Origin of the sequence: Clostridium sp. FS41 (assembly GCF_000954015.1) — a bacterium.
In the GTDB taxonomy this organism is placed as follows: domain Bacteria; phylum Bacillota; class Clostridia; order Lachnospirales; family Lachnospiraceae; genus Enterocloster; species Enterocloster citroniae.
The window spans coordinates 1-17,739 of the sequence record NZ_JYHN01000078.1; the positions used below are offsets into that span (position 1 = coordinate 1).

A 17,739-nucleotide genomic window follows, 5' to 3' on the forward strand; every position below is an offset into this window, starting at 1 on the left:
AGGCTGCCTGGATACGGATGATCCCCTTACGGTCCTGATACAGCTTGCACCGGCCGGCATTGGCTATGATCTGTAAGCACTCTTTGTGTGTCACGCAGGGGAGCGGATTGTACACCGTGACCTTTGTCAGGTACTCATCCAGTTCATAGGCCCGTTCGTCCAGCCCGGCATCTGTCAGGACATCCAATGCCAGATCATACAACGTGATCCCTTCCGGGCGGTACAGGCCCCGGTAATATATGTCACTTAGATCATCTATCTTATCTTTGCTGTTAAAACTCATCATGGTATCATCTGCTTCCCAATCGGACAGATAGGTGACACAGCCGTCCATCCACACGGTTTTATCATCCCGGACATCGTAGCCGTAACGGACAGTAACTTCCTGTCCCACCTCCAGATAGTGGATGGCGCTTGCCTTATTTTCCACATCAAACAAACGGTTATAATTTTCGATCTGCAGTGAAAAGTCCACGGTAGACAGTTCCCCCGTGATTGGGCTGATATACTCTGTCTTGATAGCCTTCTGGATCTTCTTATTCTCAAAGCTAATCCCCATACCCATAAGAATCTTCTGGACCCGCAGGCGTCCCTGACCATTGACCATCTTTGTGGGCGTGATCAGCAGGTATTCCGTCCCATCGAATATCTCATCGGTTGTCCAGTAGCTTAAATCGTTTCCGGTATATTCCACGGTTTTGGTCCCATTGGTAATACTAAAGTCCACCGGGTAATTCTGTCCCCAGTTGATAGTCAGGCCACGGATATCATAGGCAGCCCCAAACGTAAAGCAGATAGGCCCCAGCAATCCCTTTGAGATAACACCGTTGTTGTACAGGTAATCTACCTCCTCGGGCCGGGGCGGAAATACCATGGATCCATCCGCCCTCCAATGATCCTGCTCCAGGGTGGCGTATTCCAGTTCTACGTCATAGTTGTCTAACAACCGTGTAAAATTAGATAGGTAGCTGTATTCAGCACCATGTTCTGCTGCCACAGAGGAATCCTTCTGGGCTACCTGATTGATGACACCTATGGTTACTACCATGTAGGATTGATTGCGGGGGATCAGCTCCATGGACTGCTTGTATTCTTGTGTTGCTGATTGCATTATTCAATCACCCCGCAGTCTACGATATTCACTTTGCAATTCTGGTACAAGGTTGGGAGGCCGTCTGCGTCAAATTCAATCGGTTCCGCTGTCCGGTTCCCTGGATACATCTTGATGGTGATCCAGTTATTGTTGACCATATCCGGGATCCGCGCAACGACCACAAACTTTTCAAACTCCTTTAACATATCCGACCAGGTCTTTGCATCCAGCAGTTTCCACTGGAGACTGTCAAACTTATACTGATCACGCCCTACCTTCTGTCCCACAAACTCCCCCAAGGCGTTCTTGCCCTGGGATACATTCGTGGCCACTGTCAGTTTCCCGCCTTTGTCAGGACCCGGGAACGCCCGGCCATTGATTGTGATGATTGCCATGTGTTACCGCCTCCTTATGTACTTCCAAATGAGTAACCACTGCGCTTATCTAGTTCCACCAGTTTCTTTTTGATCTCCCGGATATCAATGTTCACCGTCAGGTCCATCCGTTCGATCAGGTCAATGATATTTCTTAACAGTTCCACCATGACCGAGAGGTACTGCTCACTCATGTCACTGCTATTCTGCTGGGATGCCAGCGCAGCGGCACGGTTAGCCATTTCCTGCATTGTTTCATCATTGTTATAGCTGACGCTATTGTCACGTACTGATGTAAGACGCGGCGTTGTTTGATCCATGATCCGGGACACACTGTTGACCAGTGGTGCCAAACATGAGCTCATGCCTCTCTGCACTGCTGCTGTGATCCCCTGCGTGATCTGTTGATTATTTGCAACTGCGGCCCTTCCACCCCAGCTTCCAACCATCTCTGGTAATCCATTTTCTCTGGCCACGAACATCTGGCCCGATTTTGGGAAACCTCCACTTGCGTGTCCTTCAACTGGGGAGTCGGTCCCATAATCCCAATCATCACCGCCCCCACCGTCATCATCTTCCTCGGCGTCCTCTTTGGCACTTTTAAAGAGATTTTTGGCACCGTCAACGATACCGTCCCATACTCCTCCAACGAAGTCTGCTTTTCCCTGTAGCCAGCCAGCAATGTCATCCCATACCGACTTTAAGCCTTCCCAGAGTTTGTTCATGATGCCTTTTCCGACTTCGACCATCTCATCTATGTTAAAGATATCCTTAATCTTTTTCCAGATATCGTCAAACCACTCTTTGATCGCATTCCATTTTTCTTCAATGGTCTGTTTTACGCTGTCCCATATTTCAGCCAGTTTATCACGGATTCCGTTAAAGATTTCCTCCGCTTTATGTTTGATGCCGTCCCACAGATTGGATATAAAGGTTTTGATGCCATTCCAGATGCTTTCCCACGTACTCTTAATTGCGCCAAGTACCGTACCTATGGTGCCGCTGATGGCAGACATGATTGTACCTGCAAGGGATTTCATGGCCTCCCATATCTCGCTGAAAAATGTCTTAATCCCTTCCCATGCCTTTTTCCAGTCACCGGTAAAAACTCCTGTTATAAAATCCATCAGGCCGCCAAGAGCGTTATTCACATGTCTCAGCGTTTCCTGGATGCCCTCTTTCCAGTTATTAAAGACGGTTGTCAGCCCTGAGAGTGCCTCATCAATAACCGGCCCCATGGTATCCGTAAACCACGATGTAAACGGCTTTAAATACGTTTCCCATAAGGAAGATACTTTGTCGGTGACCTTGTCTACAAATCCAGTAAACAATTCCGTGAGCGGAGCCAACAGTGTGCTGACAGCACCCGTCACCATTTCCCATGCTGCGGTAATCCCATTTAAGAAACCTTCGATTAAGAAGGTACCTATTTCCGAAAATACCGTAGACGGACTATGAATACCAAATAGATTCTTTACTGTATCCACAATCCCCCAAAAAATTTCCTTGGCTTTTCCCCAGGCCCATTCTCCAAATGATACAATACCATTGATCAGGCCTTCCCAAAGCATTTGCCCGATCGTGCCCCAGTCTGTCCCATTTGAAATCTCTGTGAAGATATCTGTTAACCCACGGAAGACATCTGTGATCCCCTGAACAATTTCTACAATCGTACCCCCGGTCCATGAGGCAAGTGGCTGCAGAATATTATTCCACAACAGCTCAGCCAATGGGGTAAGCAGATCCAAGATCCCATTTAGAACTCCAAGTGCTCCTGATATTGCATCAATCGCCGCAGGTATGGCCTGTTCAATCGCCCATTTTCCAAGGGGCTCCAGGACATTAGTAAACAGCCATTCCAGTCCTTTACCCAGTTTATCCCCAAAGGGTTTCAATGCTTCTGACAACCCTTCTATGGCCGACATGATCGGAGTAAAATCAAGCTTGGAAGACCAATCCGACAGGGACGCGGTAACGTTATCGATCGATCCCAGCAGCCCGTCCATTATGTCCGCCAGGTTCTGGATGATTGCTGTACCGGTATTATTTTCCTCCCATGCTGCCTGAAGGTTCTCGCGAATATGGGTGATCGTATCGTTCCAATTCGTGAATATCTCAAGGACATGGCCGATCATGGATTCTCCGGTCCCGCTGTTCCATACCTCTCGGAGTGACTCACCAATTGTATGGATCAATTCCAGCCAAGAGTTAAGACGGTCAAAAATGCTTTGGATGAATGCAGTTCCCCTGCCGCCTTCCTCCCATGCCCGTGTAAATGCGCCTGCTACATCCCCGACCATGTTGAATACCATAGTCACGAGTTTCAGGATGTTCGTGCAGAACAATTCCCCGGTCCCATTGGTCCATACCTCCATAAAGCTTGTTCCAATGGCTTTGGCAAGGCTGATCACATTGGAAAATGCATATTGGGCAGCATTGATTACATTTTGACCTTCTGCATCCCAAGAATCCTTCATTGGCTTAAACAACTGTCCCAGGATACTTCTGACCTTTTCAGCCATGGAGTCAATCACGTTCATCTGATCTGTATCAATATCAGGCGCCGTGATCTCTGGTGCACTGCCTCCCCCACCTCCTCCATCAGAATCATTTTCATCAGCCTGGAGAATATTTAGTTCATCAATTCCCGTTGTCAGGCTTTGGGCGTCCTTAGCTGCTTTTTTTGCACTGCCCCCATAAGCTCCCATTGCTGATTTAGCCGCCACCAGACTCTTGGTTGCTGCTACGCTGCCGCTGACTGTCCCACCAAAGAGCATGCTGGTAAACGCCGCAATGTAGCCGGTGACTTTTGCCAGTGCAGACATAAGCGCATTCAGAGCCGGCATAATAGCCTGATAGATCGGGGTGAATGCCACGTTAAGGTTAGACCGGATCTGGCTCAGCGATGACTTAAACTGTTCGTTCGCATTCATGGAAGCAAAGAGAGACTTCGCCATGCCCCTGAGCGCACTCATGATCATCGGGATGATAATCTGATACCGGAGCATTGTAGTAAGCATCCGGTGCATGCCCCCCTGTGCTGACCGTGACTGCTCTCCCGCTCTTTTTGCGCGGCCTCCGAACATCGTCATAGCCGCTCCGGCTTTTATGAGTTTTGGCAGTCCACTACCAATTGTCCCAAACAGATGACCGACCGAGGACGCCGCCTTCTTTACCCCGGATACCAGACCGCCTCCAACGGACTTTAATAATCCGGTTATCCCAGATCTGACAGCCTGGATACCAGCCAGAGCCTGTCCCCTTCCGATCATGGACAATGCCTGGTTGATCTGCGTTGCTGATGTCATGGTTAACATCTTTGCTTTATCCAACGCTCCGTTCATATCCGTAATTCCGGATACTTTAGGGGCCTTGTTAACTCTCGGAGCCTGTGGCGCAGGAGCGGCCGGTACTGCTGCCGGTCCGGTTCTCAAACTCTTTGCCTTATCGGTCAAAGCATCCCACCGGATCCCCAGATCCTCAATTTTGGTTTTTAGAGAAATGATACTTCCCTCAGTTTTGATGATCTGTTCCTGTATTTTGTTCTTTTTGGCTTCATTAAAGGTATGCTCATAGGCAGTTCGCAGATCTGCCAGCTTTGCCTCCTGGAGATCGATCTGCTTCCCTAAGTTATTCATAGCTGCTTCTATAAGCTCGGCTTGTCTCTCCAGCACGTCAGCACTTAGGTCTACGTTAATCTTTGGTGCTTTCACTTGCGCCACTGGCGGCGCCCTGGGCTGCGATGGACGCGCTGCCGGATCAGCCGTTGCTGTTGGTTCCTCGGCAGGGCTGAACGGGTTCTTCACATTCGTAAACCTTGCCATCGCCCGGTCTATCATGGCGTTCAAATGCTCGCCAATGATATCAATATTTACTTTTGCTGATTCCGTGCACCGCTTCAAAGCTGCATCTATCACGCTGGTGACGTTCTGCATAAGCTTCTGTATCTCCTGCGACATACCCTGCACGATCGTTTCCGCATCCATCGATCCAGAAGCCTTTTTCAGTGATCTCTCAATCTGACTGCCAATCTGGCTGGCCACTGCATTGATCTGACCGCTTAGATCAGACTGCACTTCCAGATCAAGGCTTATCTTTCCTACGCTGTCATTCGCCATATCGTTCCCTCCTTTCTGCATCATGCATTAAAAAAGGCGCTCTATCCGAACGCCTGCGCCAGAATACTCTGTATCTCTTTGGCTTTTTCCATCTTTTCTTTTTCTGTAAGGCGGTCCATGGGGTTATGACTCGATCTCCATTCATCCCGTATCTGCCGCTGTCCCTTGGTATAGTGTTTTAAAACTTCCTTGTCCTCTTCACTCCTGATACCAACCACAGTGCCGAGCGGTGTTTTCGGCATGAGGCCCGCCAGAAGGGTACTAAACTCTTTCCAGTCCATTTCTGTCTGGGATAGACGGATGTTATACTGCATGGCAAAGGACGCTTCAATCAGGTCCCAGTCCTCAAAGAGGTCATACCAGCATTCACTATTTAATTCTTTTCGGGCTTTTTTTTTGGCTTTTCTCCTGTTCCACGTCTTCTACTTCCTCCAGCGGAACGTCCGCGATCGCTGCCATGATCACGTTGACAATCAAGGCAATATTGGCCATCGGCATATCCTGTTCTGCAATATAATCGAGGCCCTCCTGTCCCAATGCAGCACGGATGATATCATCCATTATCTCAAATTCATCCTTTTCCTTATCTCTTGAGACTGCATTGATATACAGGACCGCGCTCTTTCCTGTATTGATCTTAAAACTGTGATCCTCATCAATCTTCACTATCGGCTTTTCGTTTCCAGCCCTCATTCTCTCTGCAATGTCATATGCTCTTCCCATTTCTATTTTCTCCTCTCTTATGCATTATCTGGGGCCGCCGTATAGACCGGCTGGCCATCTCCTGCCATATCAAACTCCAATGGTGCCACGTTGGTAGAGTCCCCACCATTGAGGGACTTCACATCCAATACACAGTCATAGGACAACTTTGCACCATCTGGAAATAAGATCTCTGCCTTCGTGCTGCAGTCCAGCCCATCTTTCCAGGCCGTTTCTGCCACATAATCATTTCCAGGATCCCCAATGCTCCTCTTTCCCTTCAGGCTGACATTAAACTTTTTAGCCGTCATAAGGGACCTTGCCCAGCCCCTGGTCGTCATAGGTGTCCAATTTTCCACGCCACCGTCAATCGTAATCTCAAATGATTCCATGTCGGCAATCTCCACCATGTCTGCTTCTTCACTTTTTTTCCCTTTTGTCCCGATCTTAAATACCAGGTCATAAACCGGGAATACTCCTAAACTCGCCATATTCTTTACCTCTCTTTCCTGTAATAAATCACAAAGTTGATCACATATTCATAGATGCCTTTTTCGTCTGTTCCTACACTGACCGGCGCGTCTGTCCGCATATCAAACATTACAACCTGCCAGCCAGAGATCACACCGGTCTGACCATACAAAGCATCATATATCTCCTGGGCTTTAGACTCGGCCTGAACCGCATCCATGCCCCAATGCACCAGGATGGACACCGCCTTTGTATCATAAGACTTGTTTTTTAGGCCCCCAACGGGAATACCCCGTGATGGCCCCTGGGTGGGGTAGACACCGATACACTGCTTGTCGTTACCGTTGATCTTCCCAATGTACCATTTGGGCGACTGCACAACAGTTTTCAGCCAGTCCTTTACCTCTTCTAAGGTCATTTTATCAGCCCTCCTGCATTTGCTTTCAGCCTCGCTCTGAATGCCTTCTTGAAAAAATCCTTCTTTTCGCCATCGATATAAGGCTGCATCCATAGTCCTCCTGCATTCGGATTCTTGTCTGTCCGAAACTTATATTCTGGATGCCAGTACAGGCGCCGGGCATAGGGGGTATCATAGATAATCTGATACTTCGATTTTGAAACCCTCATAAACCCACTCCGCTCCAATTCTCCTGTATTTTTAGGCACTGTCTGACTGGCAACAATATCACTCTTAACAGCTTCGGCTGCCTGCTCAGCCGACAACGTAACTGCATTAGCCAATCGCCGGATCTTATCCTGATACAACTCCACCTTAACATTGACCTTCATTACACCAGCCTCAATTCCGTATAGTTTACGGTTCCGTCCGGATTCCTGGCCTTGATCCCCTGCATGATGGTGCGCTCGGCTCCGAAGACCACGACAGCTCCGCTGCTGATCACAGGCAGTTCTGGACAGATGTCGCCGGGAAACATAGCTATGCCTGACAACTGCACAAGCTTCTGCTCTGTATTCATAATCATTTTTGCGCTGTCTTGGTAATTGCATTTAAGATCATTCAGTTCTGCCGCCACTAAAGGACCTCCTGATTCAGATAGGCCCTCCTGATACAATGTGACGCGTATATCCGTCCTACAGAGCCGTTTTGGCACTAAGCATGGGTATTTCATGGCCTCACCTCGCTAACCGGCAGCATAGGCCTGTCTGGGACAGCAGGGCGTACACATCGCGCTTCATGGCCACGCCTTTGTCCGTATAGATGTTCCAGCTGCTGCCAAACTGGACGGATGCCCCATTCAGACTGTAGCTGGACAGGATCGTGTTGATCTCGTCCGCATTTTCATACTCAAAATCGGCTTGTTGGCAGACCACTTCCTGAATGGTTTCCTGCTGGAAGGCCGTCAGATTGGAAAATCCCCGGCCCGCAATACGATTGTAGGTCAGGGAATCAATGTGACGGCTGGCCTGTCTAAGGGCCTTGTCCAGTTCACTCATGGGGATCACCGTGCCTTTGTATACATCACAGTAGTACTCATAGGTGACATAGGGTTCATAAAGCATGTTACTCACCCACCTTTTTCGCCGTCCTCTTTTCAGGTCTTTCTGCTGCTTCTGGTTCTTGTGCTTCTGGTTCTTGTGCTTCTGGTTCTGGTGTTTCCACCTCATAGCCATGATCTCTAAACCAATCCAGCAGACGAGGATCATCCGTCTCGCCCGCGCCATTACAAAACGTCACACTGGCAGAGACTCCCGTGTAGTTCTTATTCGGTGCGTATACCTTCATATCAGCCCCTCCTTATTTCACTTTAATGTTGCGGAATACTCCTGCGGCCTTAGAGGCTTTCAGCGCAATCGCCGCATTCATCTCGACCTCACCGGTCTTTACCGCTCCCGCTGTTGTAAAGTCAGGCAGCCAGGTCTGCACCGGCGCCATACCCGCAAAGGATACGCCATGTAAACCATCCATGGATAGGCGGGCCACATACAGGGAGGTCGTTCCTTTGGTCGTGTCCGTTTTGACTACATCATCATTCGTTCCTGGCTTTGCCCCCAGGTCCACAAACGGGATGTTGCCATAGGACTCCACATTTGTTCCCCAGTCGCTCTTAGTAACCTGGTACATGGCTGCTCTCCTGGCGCATGCTCGAAGTTTAGAGATCAGTTTTGTGTTGCCAGCAATGAATGATGGTTCACCGTCCAGGCCACGCAGGAACTCATCCAGCATATCAAGAAAGTACTGGAAGTTATCTGTGACAAGCTGGGAAGTGGAAAGGTCAATCACCGTGTCTCCCGTATTGTATTCCGTTGTGCTCCCGGTCAGTGCCTTATCCAGACCATCAAATGCATTCGTATCCACTGCTTCATCTCCATTAATGAAGGTGTCATTAAATAGCGCCTGCGCCGCCTTAATCTTCTGAGACTGCTGTAATTCCACCTCAGAGACAATACCGCCCATATTTGCGATCACACGGTCGATCTGGTAGGACCCACCAAATACCTTAATATCTACAGAGTGCCGCTCCTTTGTCACTTCACTGGGTGTATACTCCGTATTGATTGCACGGAACTGGGCCGTTGGCTGCGTCTTAAGCCTTGTATAACTGTATGTCGGTGTAGCCCCTCCACCAGTTGGAGAGACAGCATCGTCAAATGTAATGTGATCCAGGATCCAGTTGGACTTCCGGAACTCATCAATAACTCCCATCTGCAGGTCGTCCTGCACGTTCTTTCTTGCTTCTTCTAATGTGATTGGCATAGTCTCATCTCCTTAATTTTTTTGCTGTGACAGCTGTGGTGCAATCTTTGCCTCAATGGCTGATTTCATGCTTACCTTGCTATCATCATTGTTGGGTTTCGGATCCTGCGGGCCTGCGCCTAATGGCCGGAAGCCGGAAGGTTTAGGACTGCTTTCTTTAAACAAGAATGGCTTTGATTCCTTGATTGTCTTCAGCTGCTCGTCCAGCCCAGTGATCTTTCCGTCATCGGACAAAATTAACTTCGACTTATCAAACAGTCCCGCCACAAGGTCTGCGTCCTGGGCAGAATCACCAAGCGCCAGTTTAATGGAGGTAGACAGTTTCAATTCTTTCATATCCGCCTCATACTTCTCCTTTGTCGCCTGATTATCCGACTGCAGGGAAGCGATCTGCTGTTTCAGCGCATCCATGTCGCCTGTGGAATTTTTAAGAGTTTCCATCTGCGTATCCCTCTCCTGAAGCTGTGTTTTGGTCTGTTCCAGTTCTGCTTTAGCCTGCTCCAGTTCTCCCTTAGCTGCCTCAATGTCACTGCCATTTTCAGCCATGATCTTATCGATAGCCTCTTTCTCCAATCCCAAGTCCTCTAAAAATTTCCGTTTCATCTTATCTCTCCTCTACGATTTTTTACGTGTTCTCATCACATGAGCCGGCTGTTTTACGTCTAACCGGGCTGACAAAAGGGTATAAAAATAACACCCAGGATGATCCCGCGTGTTTTAATCATTTCTTCTTTCCAATCCAACATAATATGATGATAGTCAGGCATATGATTGCCGTTATCTGTACTGCTGGCGTCATGTTCTCACCTTCTCTCTGTTGGGATCTCTTCGCAGTTCCGGGTGCTTCAAAAGATGATCCCGTAGTTTTTCCTGGTATTCTCTTACCTTATCGTTAGCAAGGTTTGCCTTTTCCTGCTCCATGGTACCTGCGGCAATCCGCTTCCACTTCCTGATCATCCTTTCAAGTGCCCTCTGTTTCTGCTCGGCCTCGTAGGTCTGCACTGCTTTCTTTCCGTCAGGAACCTTAGGAAGGATTGTAATATCTGGGAAATAGGTTGCTAGCGTGTGACGGCAGTTCGGATGTAGCAGTCCCGCCTTCATGGCCATTGATAAAAGCGGTACTCCCAGTACATCAGCCTCCGCAGCTGTACCATGACTAAATACATCATCCACAAGAACTTTGCCCTGCCACGGCTCACACTTCGGACAGGTATTGGCGTGCGCCGACACAAAAATAGTATGGATTCCCCACTCATCCCGTTTCTTCCCCTCGGCTAAAAATATCGCCCGCTGGGAAGCTGTCCGCAGTGCCATCTCTGCATAACTGGCTATGTTGACCCTCCGTCCGTTACGGTATTGGATGCAATCGATCCCGCCGTCCAGGAACTCCTTTGTTGCCATGTCTATTGCCTGATCCAGTGTCTTTGCGCCGGTGGCCATAAACATCTCTGCCTTATAGATCGTCTGTCTATAGATATCGTCCATGCGGCGCCAGATGGCCCCCTGAACTTCTTTCATGTCCTGGGCGACCTGTTTTTTGAGATCATCAAGCTTCTGATCATTATCTTTGCCTGATAGATCTTTTTCCTCTCCGGCTGGCTTAAACGGCTTCTCCTCATCCTCCGGTACTGACTTTGGCTCCGGTGGTGGTTCATCCGGCTTCTGCACTGCCTGAGCAGTCTCCTGCAAAGCATCAATCTTCTTTTCATTCACCCCGAAGAAATCATCTTCTAATCGTGCCGTTTTATCTAACCTCATTTTTTGCACGGCTCTTGGAAACTGCATCCCCCTCCGCTCAAAGAGAGACTTTATCTTGCTAAATAGCCTTGATATCATGCTCTCAGCCGTTTCAAAACTCTCCTGCAAGGTATTATTGATGAGATCCTCGATTTCCTTGCTATGCTGCCCCACAATCTCCTGATTCTGCTTTCGGTACTTCCAAAGGTTCCGAAGCTTGGCCTTCTGCCACATCTCCCACCTAAAGCCTTCTTTTTCTTCCTCTTTCTCGTGGCGCTTCATGTTACGGCGGAGATTCTGGATCAGATCAAGTTCAATTGCTTCAAAGATTGCCCGAAGATTATAGGCGTCATGCCTCTTCTGGTCCTGATTCTGGTCCTGATTCTGGTCCTTCCTCTGGCTCATTCACCACACCTTCCATTCCGTCATAACCGGCTACGCTGGACTCGTCCCTTTCGGTCAGCCCCTGCTCCTCTTTGATCCTCTGAACCTCCTCCGCCTTTTCCTCGTCAGTCATGGTATCACCATACAGCTCATCCACAGCTTTCTCCGTGCTCATGACACCGTAACTCTTTGCTTTTCCGACCGTCTCCACTGTGCTGTCAAAATCCGGAGAAGCATACTCGCCAAACTTAACTGATGCCTCATATTTTCCCGGCGTCTGGCCAATCATATTGTCATAAGTCATCATAACGGCAGATACCAACTCCGGGATCACCTGGGTTAAGATGTCCACGATCTTATTCCGGGTGTGCAGCGTGATTTTCTCCTTTTCTCTTTGTGATTCCGCATTGTCGGTCTTTTTTAAATCGATCCCTAGCGTTGCTGGTGAAATGATACCCTGGATTGCCAGATCCAGGAATCCACTATAGCTGTTCACATATGCCTCGTAGGATATCTGCGGTTGGGATATCTCAATCTTATTTCCGGTGTTTTCCTTTTTCATGGATCCTACAGCTATGTAATCGTTATCGAAGTCGTTCGGCTCGATCAGGTGTCCATCTTTCGGATCCCTGGGAATCATATCCTCCGGTACGTAGCGGTTGATCCTGCCCTTCCTGATCGCATCCAGCCACTGGCTGATTACTTCATCTAGTGCGTCCAGGTTATCGCTTTTTGTGTCAAAGAGCGCCTTTCCTCGTCCCTTCCAGCGGTTGGAACTGAAGATGATGAGCGGCGCCGCCATCATGAAATCTCCGTCAAACCCTGTATCCTCATAGACCGCGGTTTCCTCCAGAGTGTCCAAAGGTACCTCTTTTCCAGTTTCATCCAGTAGCCGGTATCTCACATATCCCTTACCGTAAGTCTCTTCCAGACGGTACTCTTTCTCGCCGTCTTTGTACGGTGTATAAAACAGGATCTCCTGCAGACGCCCTCGGCGGTAATGAAAGTCCACCACGTCAGCCTCGTAAAACTCAATCACCGGGTACTGGCTGACCTCGTCAAGGCTGATTTTAAAGGCACCGTCACCAGATGACAGGGCCCCGGCTACCGCTTCACCCAGCACGTTGATGAAATTATTTTCCTTCGCTATGAGGTCCCAGCGCTCCTTGATCGGCTGCATTGTTCCTTCCTCGCCAAAGCTGATATCATCCAGGTCTTCGGTGACAATATCCTTAAACCGATCCACCACAATACTAACAAGGCCGCTATGGATCTTCCTGACCTTGCGAAATGGTACCGCAGCCCAGAACCTCACCATATCATATCCGAGATCTGTCGTCTTTTTGAAGAACTGCTCAAGCTCCGCCGGTTCTCCTCGGTACCAGATTTTATTTTTCAGGACGTTTTCCTGGAAGGAAAGCGGCTCCTGAATTACAATCTTACGTTTCTTTGCAGGGATCAATTTTAAAATCCCCGTGATCATGCTCTTAAACCAGCCCATCAGGCTTTCCTCCTTCCTATGCCGATCTTGACCTCATACGGAAGCCAAGCATACTGCACGCTGTTGACCATGTGATCGTTCTTGTCCTCCGGCGTGTTGTCCTTGTCCTCCAGCCAGCTATACACCTCCAACTCATGGATATAGTTCTTGCAGGTGTCCACAATGTAGAAGCACGGCTGAGATCCTGCATCAGCAAACCAGTTCAGCTGATTATTGATCCTGTCAATGATCTGTTCCTTTTTCCACGCATCATTAAAGTTGTAAATACACCCATTCAGGCGCTTGTATTTCAAAAACTCCGTAATCGTAGCCTGGTCAGCTGAATCAATAAATGTGTCTCGGGCAAAGCCCCATTCCTGCCGATTACGTTCCAAGAAATCTATAAAGTTGCGAACCGTATCTGTGGGAGCCAAGGGCGTACCCAGCACTGCATTGTTGTAGACCTTCTCGTCCAGGACAATACAGGTTCCCCTGTTGGTGATTCCGATATAACTCATTGAGATAGTATCCGGGGACTTCTGGGAATAGGCAGTATCCAGTCCAGCCGAAAAATACATGAACCATTCTGTCTGGTGGTTGTTGTTGGAATCCTTAACAAATGCCTTGGCCTGCTTGACTGTGATCACATGCTTAGACCGCTCGAAGTTGCTGAAGATCAGGCCGGTTGCCTTGCCTCTCAAGCCCTGGATCTTGTTCTTCCAGATCTTTGTGCCCTTCGGCGTGTTGGTCATGATCTGATCCAGTTTCTCCTTACTCAGGCCCAGGTTATGAGCAAAAGAAAAGAACCAATGTACCCAACCGGGCTTTGGTTCTTCTTGTAGTTCATCCATTATTTCTTTTGGCGTCTCGTCTGCCCACTCTGGAAGCGGCCTGGAGCAATTGATGTACTCCTTGTACACATCCAGGCCAGGATCGTCCGGATTAAGCGTGGCCATCAGGTAATCACTCCGCATGGCGGCCTCACGGACAAACTCTATATCGGCCGTGTTGATCTCGTCAATATATAGACAGCCGTACTGGCCACCCAGGGCATCCTTCCACTTGCGCTTATTGCCATAGCCGACCACGAATATGATCTTATCGCCGCCCGATGTGTGGAACAACAGGTGTGGCATCTTATATTCCCCAGATCCGTTGCCCTTGTACTCCACCAGCACGCCAAAGTCATCCAGGATACCCAGATCCTTCTGGATGATGTTCTTCTCGGCGGCTCCGGTATCGTCCGCGGCCAGGATGTGCAGCTTCTTGGGCGATTCAGCCACCTTGAGCATGAACTTGAACAATCCAACCGTGGTCTTACCGGCTGCCGTGGTTAAGTTCCCTCAAGGAACTCTGTTGGCGCATCACATCGCAGGAAAGCCTTATACTTATCTGACAGCAATAATCGTTCAGAACTCATGAGGAAACATCACCTCCCCGCATCTGCTGGAGCAGGTCATCCAGTTTGGTCTTTTCTGTGTCAAGCCCTCCTGACAATTCGATCTTATCCTTGAACATGCCCAGATGGCGCCCAATCAATTCCAGGGCCTTAAGCTTATCGGAGAGTTTATATTTCTTGACATATCCAACAAATTCTTTATCCTCTCCAGTCCCCTCATAAACATCCATCACTTCCAGACCAGCAATGCACGCTGCCGTCTCGTCATCTAAACCGGTAATATCTAACGGTTTTCCGCTATCGTCAAACAGTCTCCTGATATCGAAGAACCCCAACTTTGCCAGTTCCTGCAATACTCGGTCCTGAGTAATCTCGGTACGCTTCTCTCGCTCCTTCATTCGTTCCTGAATGTAGTTTTCAACCTCAGCATTTCTAAGCAACCTACCACCATTTGTAGCCGCGACAGTATCCTTCCTTACCCGTGGATACGCCACCTTGTAAGCCCTGGTGGCATTCAAGTCTATCAGGTATTCATCTGCAAATATTTTCTGTTTAGGCGTTAATGCCATGGACTCACCTTCTTTTATGTTTGTTTTGTAAGGAGGCCCCGGACGCCCTAAGTTTCAGACGCCGGGACAAATATACCAAAGGCACCCGCCTGTATGGTGGATGCCTCTTTTAACGAATCTAGGTTATATAGTGCTCTCTGGCAGCGCGTACGCAATGACCTAGAATCAGTTTAAATCCCCAAAAAAATAATGTATGTCTGAATCTTGACTAGAAAATTCCATATACGGATTCCCTAATCTTTCTCTCACCCTCCGTACTACCTGGAGTAATGCCACATAATAATCTTCTTGAGATTCCAGCTCTGTCGGCTCCCACATGCATACATAATTCGCTATTGGGCCGCTCAAGTTACAATTTTCATACTTATCGCAAATATAATACGGTATACTTAATCTTGCATCTACACGCATTCCAGTTTCCTCATATACCGTTCGTGCTGCCTCAAGCCAGACCTCAATCAGGCTATCATTTGTAAACATTTCCAAGGGTAGTCCTCCAAAGACAATTGTGTATAACTTAACTAGCATATAACTCACCTTTTTAACTATCATATTCCTTTGAGGATCATTTATGAAAATGAAAATACAAAAAGGACACCTGCACAAACGTACAAGTGCCCCTCGAACCGTAATCAATACGGTTATCTCTGTTGAAGCGAAAGGGCGCCCACGCAATATACGAACACCCCTGTGAGAAGAAGAGATCTTGTTGCCTTGCATTAAGACCCCAGGCCCGAAGGACACTGGGGTACGTTCTTGTTGTAATGCCGGACAAGGAATTTCTGGACCTTACGATCCGCTCCAAACCCGGCTTGCTGCGCAGTGCCTGACGTACTTATCATGTACCGGCGATTCAGCCGCCAGGCTGTGACACCTGACGACCGCTATTTGAAAGGGGGGATGCTTCCGCCCTCTGGCTTCCGCATGATAACATCTTAGCACATTTCATCCCAACATGAACCGACATTTTCAATTTTTCTCAAAAAATCTTTTATCTCGCTGCCAGCAGCTGTCCTCCGTGAACTTTACCCGCCGCTTTGGAAACATCCGGTTCATGGCCTGCGCCACCTTCCACCAGGGCATGCCGTCTATGTAATACAACCGGAACATGGTCTGTACCTCGCTCTTTGGGATACTCTGGATGTATTCCTCCACCTGGCAGGTCAACTCCACCAGTTCCGCCTCCCTATGGGCCAGCAGATCAACCAACTTTTTAAGCGTTTTCTTTTTATCTTCGTAGCCTGGGATCGGTATCCCTGTGATCTTGATCGGCCCATAGATATCCCATTCCCCCTTGGATCCTTTTACTATATCTGATACCTGTAACTTCTCCAGGCGCTGTATCTCTTTTTCCAGCTTCTCTTTGCGCCGTCTTATATCCTTTATCTCCTCTTTCATCTCGCAATACTGTATCAGCACCTCCTTGTCCACCGGCATCACCTCCCTGCTCTCGGTATGTATGTACGCTCATTTGTCAGGTACTCCTCTTCTTTGCGCCGCTGCCCCAGTAGTTGGCGCATCCGGTTCAAGGTATCCCGGTTCTTTGGTTCATTAAAAAAATTTACGATTCTTTCATCCATCAGAACAATGTCTTTATTTTTTCTGCGACTCCTTCGGCTTTGCTGCAACTTCGTGGCCACGCGGTTGCGCTCCGCCCGATCCTTGGCAAACTCCATCTCATGCAGTAGATCCTGAAGCTTCCGATCTTCTTCTCCTACCATACCATAAGCGTATGCATATTCCTGTCTGCATGCATCAATGTAATTTAAAAACCGCTCCAGTTCCGCTGCCGGGCTTGTCTGTTTTCCCAACCGCATCACCTCCCCTTGACATTGCCAAGCAGGATCCTAAGCCGCAGCCTGTCCCATTCTTTTAATTGATCCTTGCCTATTGGGTCATCTATCTGCTCAAACAGGTACCGCTTTTTATACAAGGCACACTGTTTACTGTAATGTGATACAGTTGTCCGGTTTGGTATGTCAAGCATAGCCATTATCTCTGCCACCGTGTAACATCCCTTATACTCCCCGCAGTCATACAGGTCATATAACCCTGCCGGCCTTCCAGCCCCCATTGGCGCCACCTCCTTTTACTTATTCCTTCTGGGGTTATGCGGGTGCCTAATCTGTACGAACCGCATCTGTCCCAAGTCGTATCCCAGCGCTTTAAGATGATCCATGGTCCTTACCAGATCAGCAAGCAGATCATCCATGCCGTCATCTACGCGCACGATCCGGTACCGGGCCTGGTACAGGATTCCCGCATCACTGTAGTGCTCGATCTGCTGGCGCTTGCGGATCCCCAACATTACCATCAGTTCCGCAGACCGGTACCGGCCGTCATACCGGCCACAGTCATATAGATCATAGTACACTGGCCTTGATGCCACGTTATGCACCTTCTTTCACAGGGAAAATATCAGTTTTGTTGTGTAACCTTATCCTTTTTTGCGTATTCTATACAAAATTTCAACAGCGCTTCTTGCTCATCTTTTCTTAATATTTCTTCCAATTCAAGTGCATTATCAGAAATAAAAAATAATAACCGTCTTGCCTTGAAAGCTTCCGAATAACTACATTTATGCGCTTTTTGTATGTCTGAAATCTTGTATATATTAGTATCCTTCATACTAAGTTCCTCCAAATGTTAATTTTAGATAATAAAACCATCATCAAATAAATCCATTTGGCCTTCAA

At 48.4% G+C, this 17,739-nt stretch carries 21 protein-coding genes and 2 pseudogenes; all 23 read right to left on the minus strand.

Annotated features, from left to right (window positions below; genetic code table 11):
- A pseudogene (locus CLFS41_RS25390) lies at positions 1-1,111 on the minus strand (hypothetical protein); the annotation flags it as partial.
- A complete protein-coding gene (locus CLFS41_RS25395) occupies positions 1,111-1,488 on the minus strand; it encodes a hypothetical protein (protein ID WP_045093899.1) in 378 nt (125 codons plus the stop codon). The pseudogene CLFS41_RS25390 and the gene CLFS41_RS25395, both read right to left, overlap by 1 nt.
- 14 nt (positions 1,489-1,502) lie before the next feature.
- Positions 1,503-5,585 (minus strand): hypothetical protein, encoded by a 4,083-nt coding sequence (locus CLFS41_RS29170; protein ID WP_052665867.1) that lies wholly within the window; start codon positions 5,583-5,585, stop codon positions 1,503-1,505.
- Between the two features lie 41 nt (positions 5,586-5,626).
- Positions 5,627-5,929, minus strand: a pseudogene (locus CLFS41_RS25405) (Gp15 family bacteriophage protein); the annotation flags it as partial.
- A gap of 25 nt (positions 5,930-5,954) precedes the next feature.
- Positions 5,955-6,308, minus strand: coding sequence for a hypothetical protein (locus CLFS41_RS25410; protein WP_045093901.1), 354 nt, complete (start codon positions 6,306-6,308; stop codon positions 5,955-5,957).
- Positions 6,309-6,325: 17 nt separating this feature from the next.
- A complete protein-coding gene (locus CLFS41_RS25415) occupies positions 6,326-6,778 on the minus strand; it encodes a hypothetical protein (RefSeq protein WP_045093902.1) in 453 nt (150 codons plus the stop codon).
- 5 nt (positions 6,779-6,783) lie between these two features.
- Positions 6,784-7,176 carry a minor capsid protein gene (locus CLFS41_RS25420; protein ID WP_045093903.1) on the minus strand — a complete coding sequence of 131 codons (393 nt, stop codon included), beginning with the start codon at positions 7,174-7,176 and terminating at the stop codon, positions 6,784-6,786.
- Entirely contained in the window at positions 7,173-7,547 is a 375-nt protein-coding gene (locus tag CLFS41_RS25425) for a minor capsid protein (RefSeq protein ID WP_045093904.1), read from the minus strand. The genes CLFS41_RS25420 and CLFS41_RS25425 overlap by 4 nt, the downstream gene beginning before the upstream one ends.
- Positions 7,547-7,792: a hypothetical protein gene (locus CLFS41_RS25430; protein WP_242856918.1), complete on the minus strand. Its 246-nt coding sequence runs from the start codon at positions 7,790-7,792 to the stop codon at positions 7,547-7,549. The genes CLFS41_RS25425 and CLFS41_RS25430 overlap by 1 nt, the downstream gene beginning before the upstream one ends.
- A 100-nt stretch (positions 7,793-7,892) precedes the next feature.
- Positions 7,893-8,279: a hypothetical protein gene (locus CLFS41_RS25435; RefSeq protein ID WP_045093906.1), complete on the minus strand. Its 387-nt coding sequence runs from the start codon at positions 8,277-8,279 to the stop codon at positions 7,893-7,895.
- A gap of 1 nt (position 8,280) precedes the next feature.
- Positions 8,281-8,502 carry a hypothetical protein gene (locus CLFS41_RS25440; RefSeq protein ID WP_045093907.1) on the minus strand — a complete coding sequence of 74 codons (222 nt, stop codon included), beginning with the start codon at positions 8,500-8,502 and terminating at the stop codon, positions 8,281-8,283.
- A gap of 12 nt (positions 8,503-8,514) precedes the next feature.
- Positions 8,515-9,474 carry a major capsid protein gene (locus CLFS41_RS25445; RefSeq protein ID WP_045093908.1) on the minus strand — a complete coding sequence of 320 codons (960 nt, stop codon included), beginning with the start codon at positions 9,472-9,474 and terminating at the stop codon, positions 8,515-8,517.
- Between the two features lie 12 nt (positions 9,475-9,486).
- Positions 9,487-10,077, minus strand: coding sequence for a phage scaffolding protein (locus tag CLFS41_RS25450; protein WP_045093909.1), 591 nt, complete (start codon positions 10,075-10,077; stop codon positions 9,487-9,489).
- 192 nt (positions 10,078-10,269) lie between these two features.
- Complete coding sequence (locus CLFS41_RS25455; RefSeq protein ID WP_045093910.1) at positions 10,270-11,616, minus strand: phage minor capsid protein; 1,347 nt, start codon at positions 11,614-11,616, stop codon at positions 10,270-10,272.
- A complete protein-coding gene (locus CLFS41_RS25460) occupies positions 11,561-13,096 on the minus strand; it encodes a phage capsid protein (RefSeq protein WP_045093911.1) in 1,536 nt (511 codons plus the stop codon). The genes CLFS41_RS25455 and CLFS41_RS25460 overlap by 56 nt, the downstream gene beginning before the upstream one ends.
- The gene (locus CLFS41_RS25465) at positions 13,096-14,379 is read right to left on the minus strand and encodes a terminase (RefSeq protein ID WP_347468968.1); all 1,284 of its coding nucleotides are present in this window, start codon (positions 14,377-14,379) and stop codon (positions 13,096-13,098) included. Before CLFS41_RS25465 ends, CLFS41_RS25460 begins: the two co-directional genes overlap by 1 nt.
- 112 nt (positions 14,380-14,491) lie before the next feature.
- Positions 14,492-15,043: a terminase small subunit gene (locus CLFS41_RS25470; protein WP_045093912.1), complete on the minus strand. Its 552-nt coding sequence runs from the start codon at positions 15,041-15,043 to the stop codon at positions 14,492-14,494.
- Positions 15,044-15,208: 165 nt separating this feature from the next.
- Positions 15,209-15,571 carry a hypothetical protein gene (locus CLFS41_RS25475; RefSeq protein ID WP_045093913.1) on the minus strand — a complete coding sequence of 121 codons (363 nt, stop codon included), beginning with the start codon at positions 15,569-15,571 and terminating at the stop codon, positions 15,209-15,211.
- Positions 15,572-16,012: 441 nt separating this feature from the next.
- Positions 16,013-16,480: a hypothetical protein gene (locus CLFS41_RS25480; RefSeq protein ID WP_045093914.1), complete on the minus strand. Its 468-nt coding sequence runs from the start codon at positions 16,478-16,480 to the stop codon at positions 16,013-16,015.
- A complete protein-coding gene (locus CLFS41_RS25485) occupies positions 16,480-16,854 on the minus strand; it encodes a hypothetical protein (RefSeq protein ID WP_200895117.1) in 375 nt (124 codons plus the stop codon). The genes CLFS41_RS25480 and CLFS41_RS25485 overlap by 1 nt, the downstream gene beginning before the upstream one ends.
- A 5-nt stretch (positions 16,855-16,859) precedes the next feature.
- The gene (locus CLFS41_RS25490) at positions 16,860-17,117 is read right to left on the minus strand and encodes a hypothetical protein (RefSeq protein ID WP_045093916.1); all 258 of its coding nucleotides are present in this window, start codon (positions 17,115-17,117) and stop codon (positions 16,860-16,862) included.
- A 15-nt stretch (positions 17,118-17,132) separates the two neighbouring features.
- Positions 17,133-17,432 (minus strand): hypothetical protein, encoded by a 300-nt coding sequence (locus tag CLFS41_RS25495; protein ID WP_045093917.1) that lies wholly within the window; start codon positions 17,430-17,432, stop codon positions 17,133-17,135.
- A 29-nt stretch (positions 17,433-17,461) separates the two neighbouring features.
- Positions 17,462-17,671 carry a hypothetical protein gene (locus CLFS41_RS25500; protein ID WP_007859642.1) on the minus strand — a complete coding sequence of 70 codons (210 nt, stop codon included), beginning with the start codon at positions 17,669-17,671 and terminating at the stop codon, positions 17,462-17,464.
- Positions 17,672-17,739: the final 68 nt, after the last annotated feature.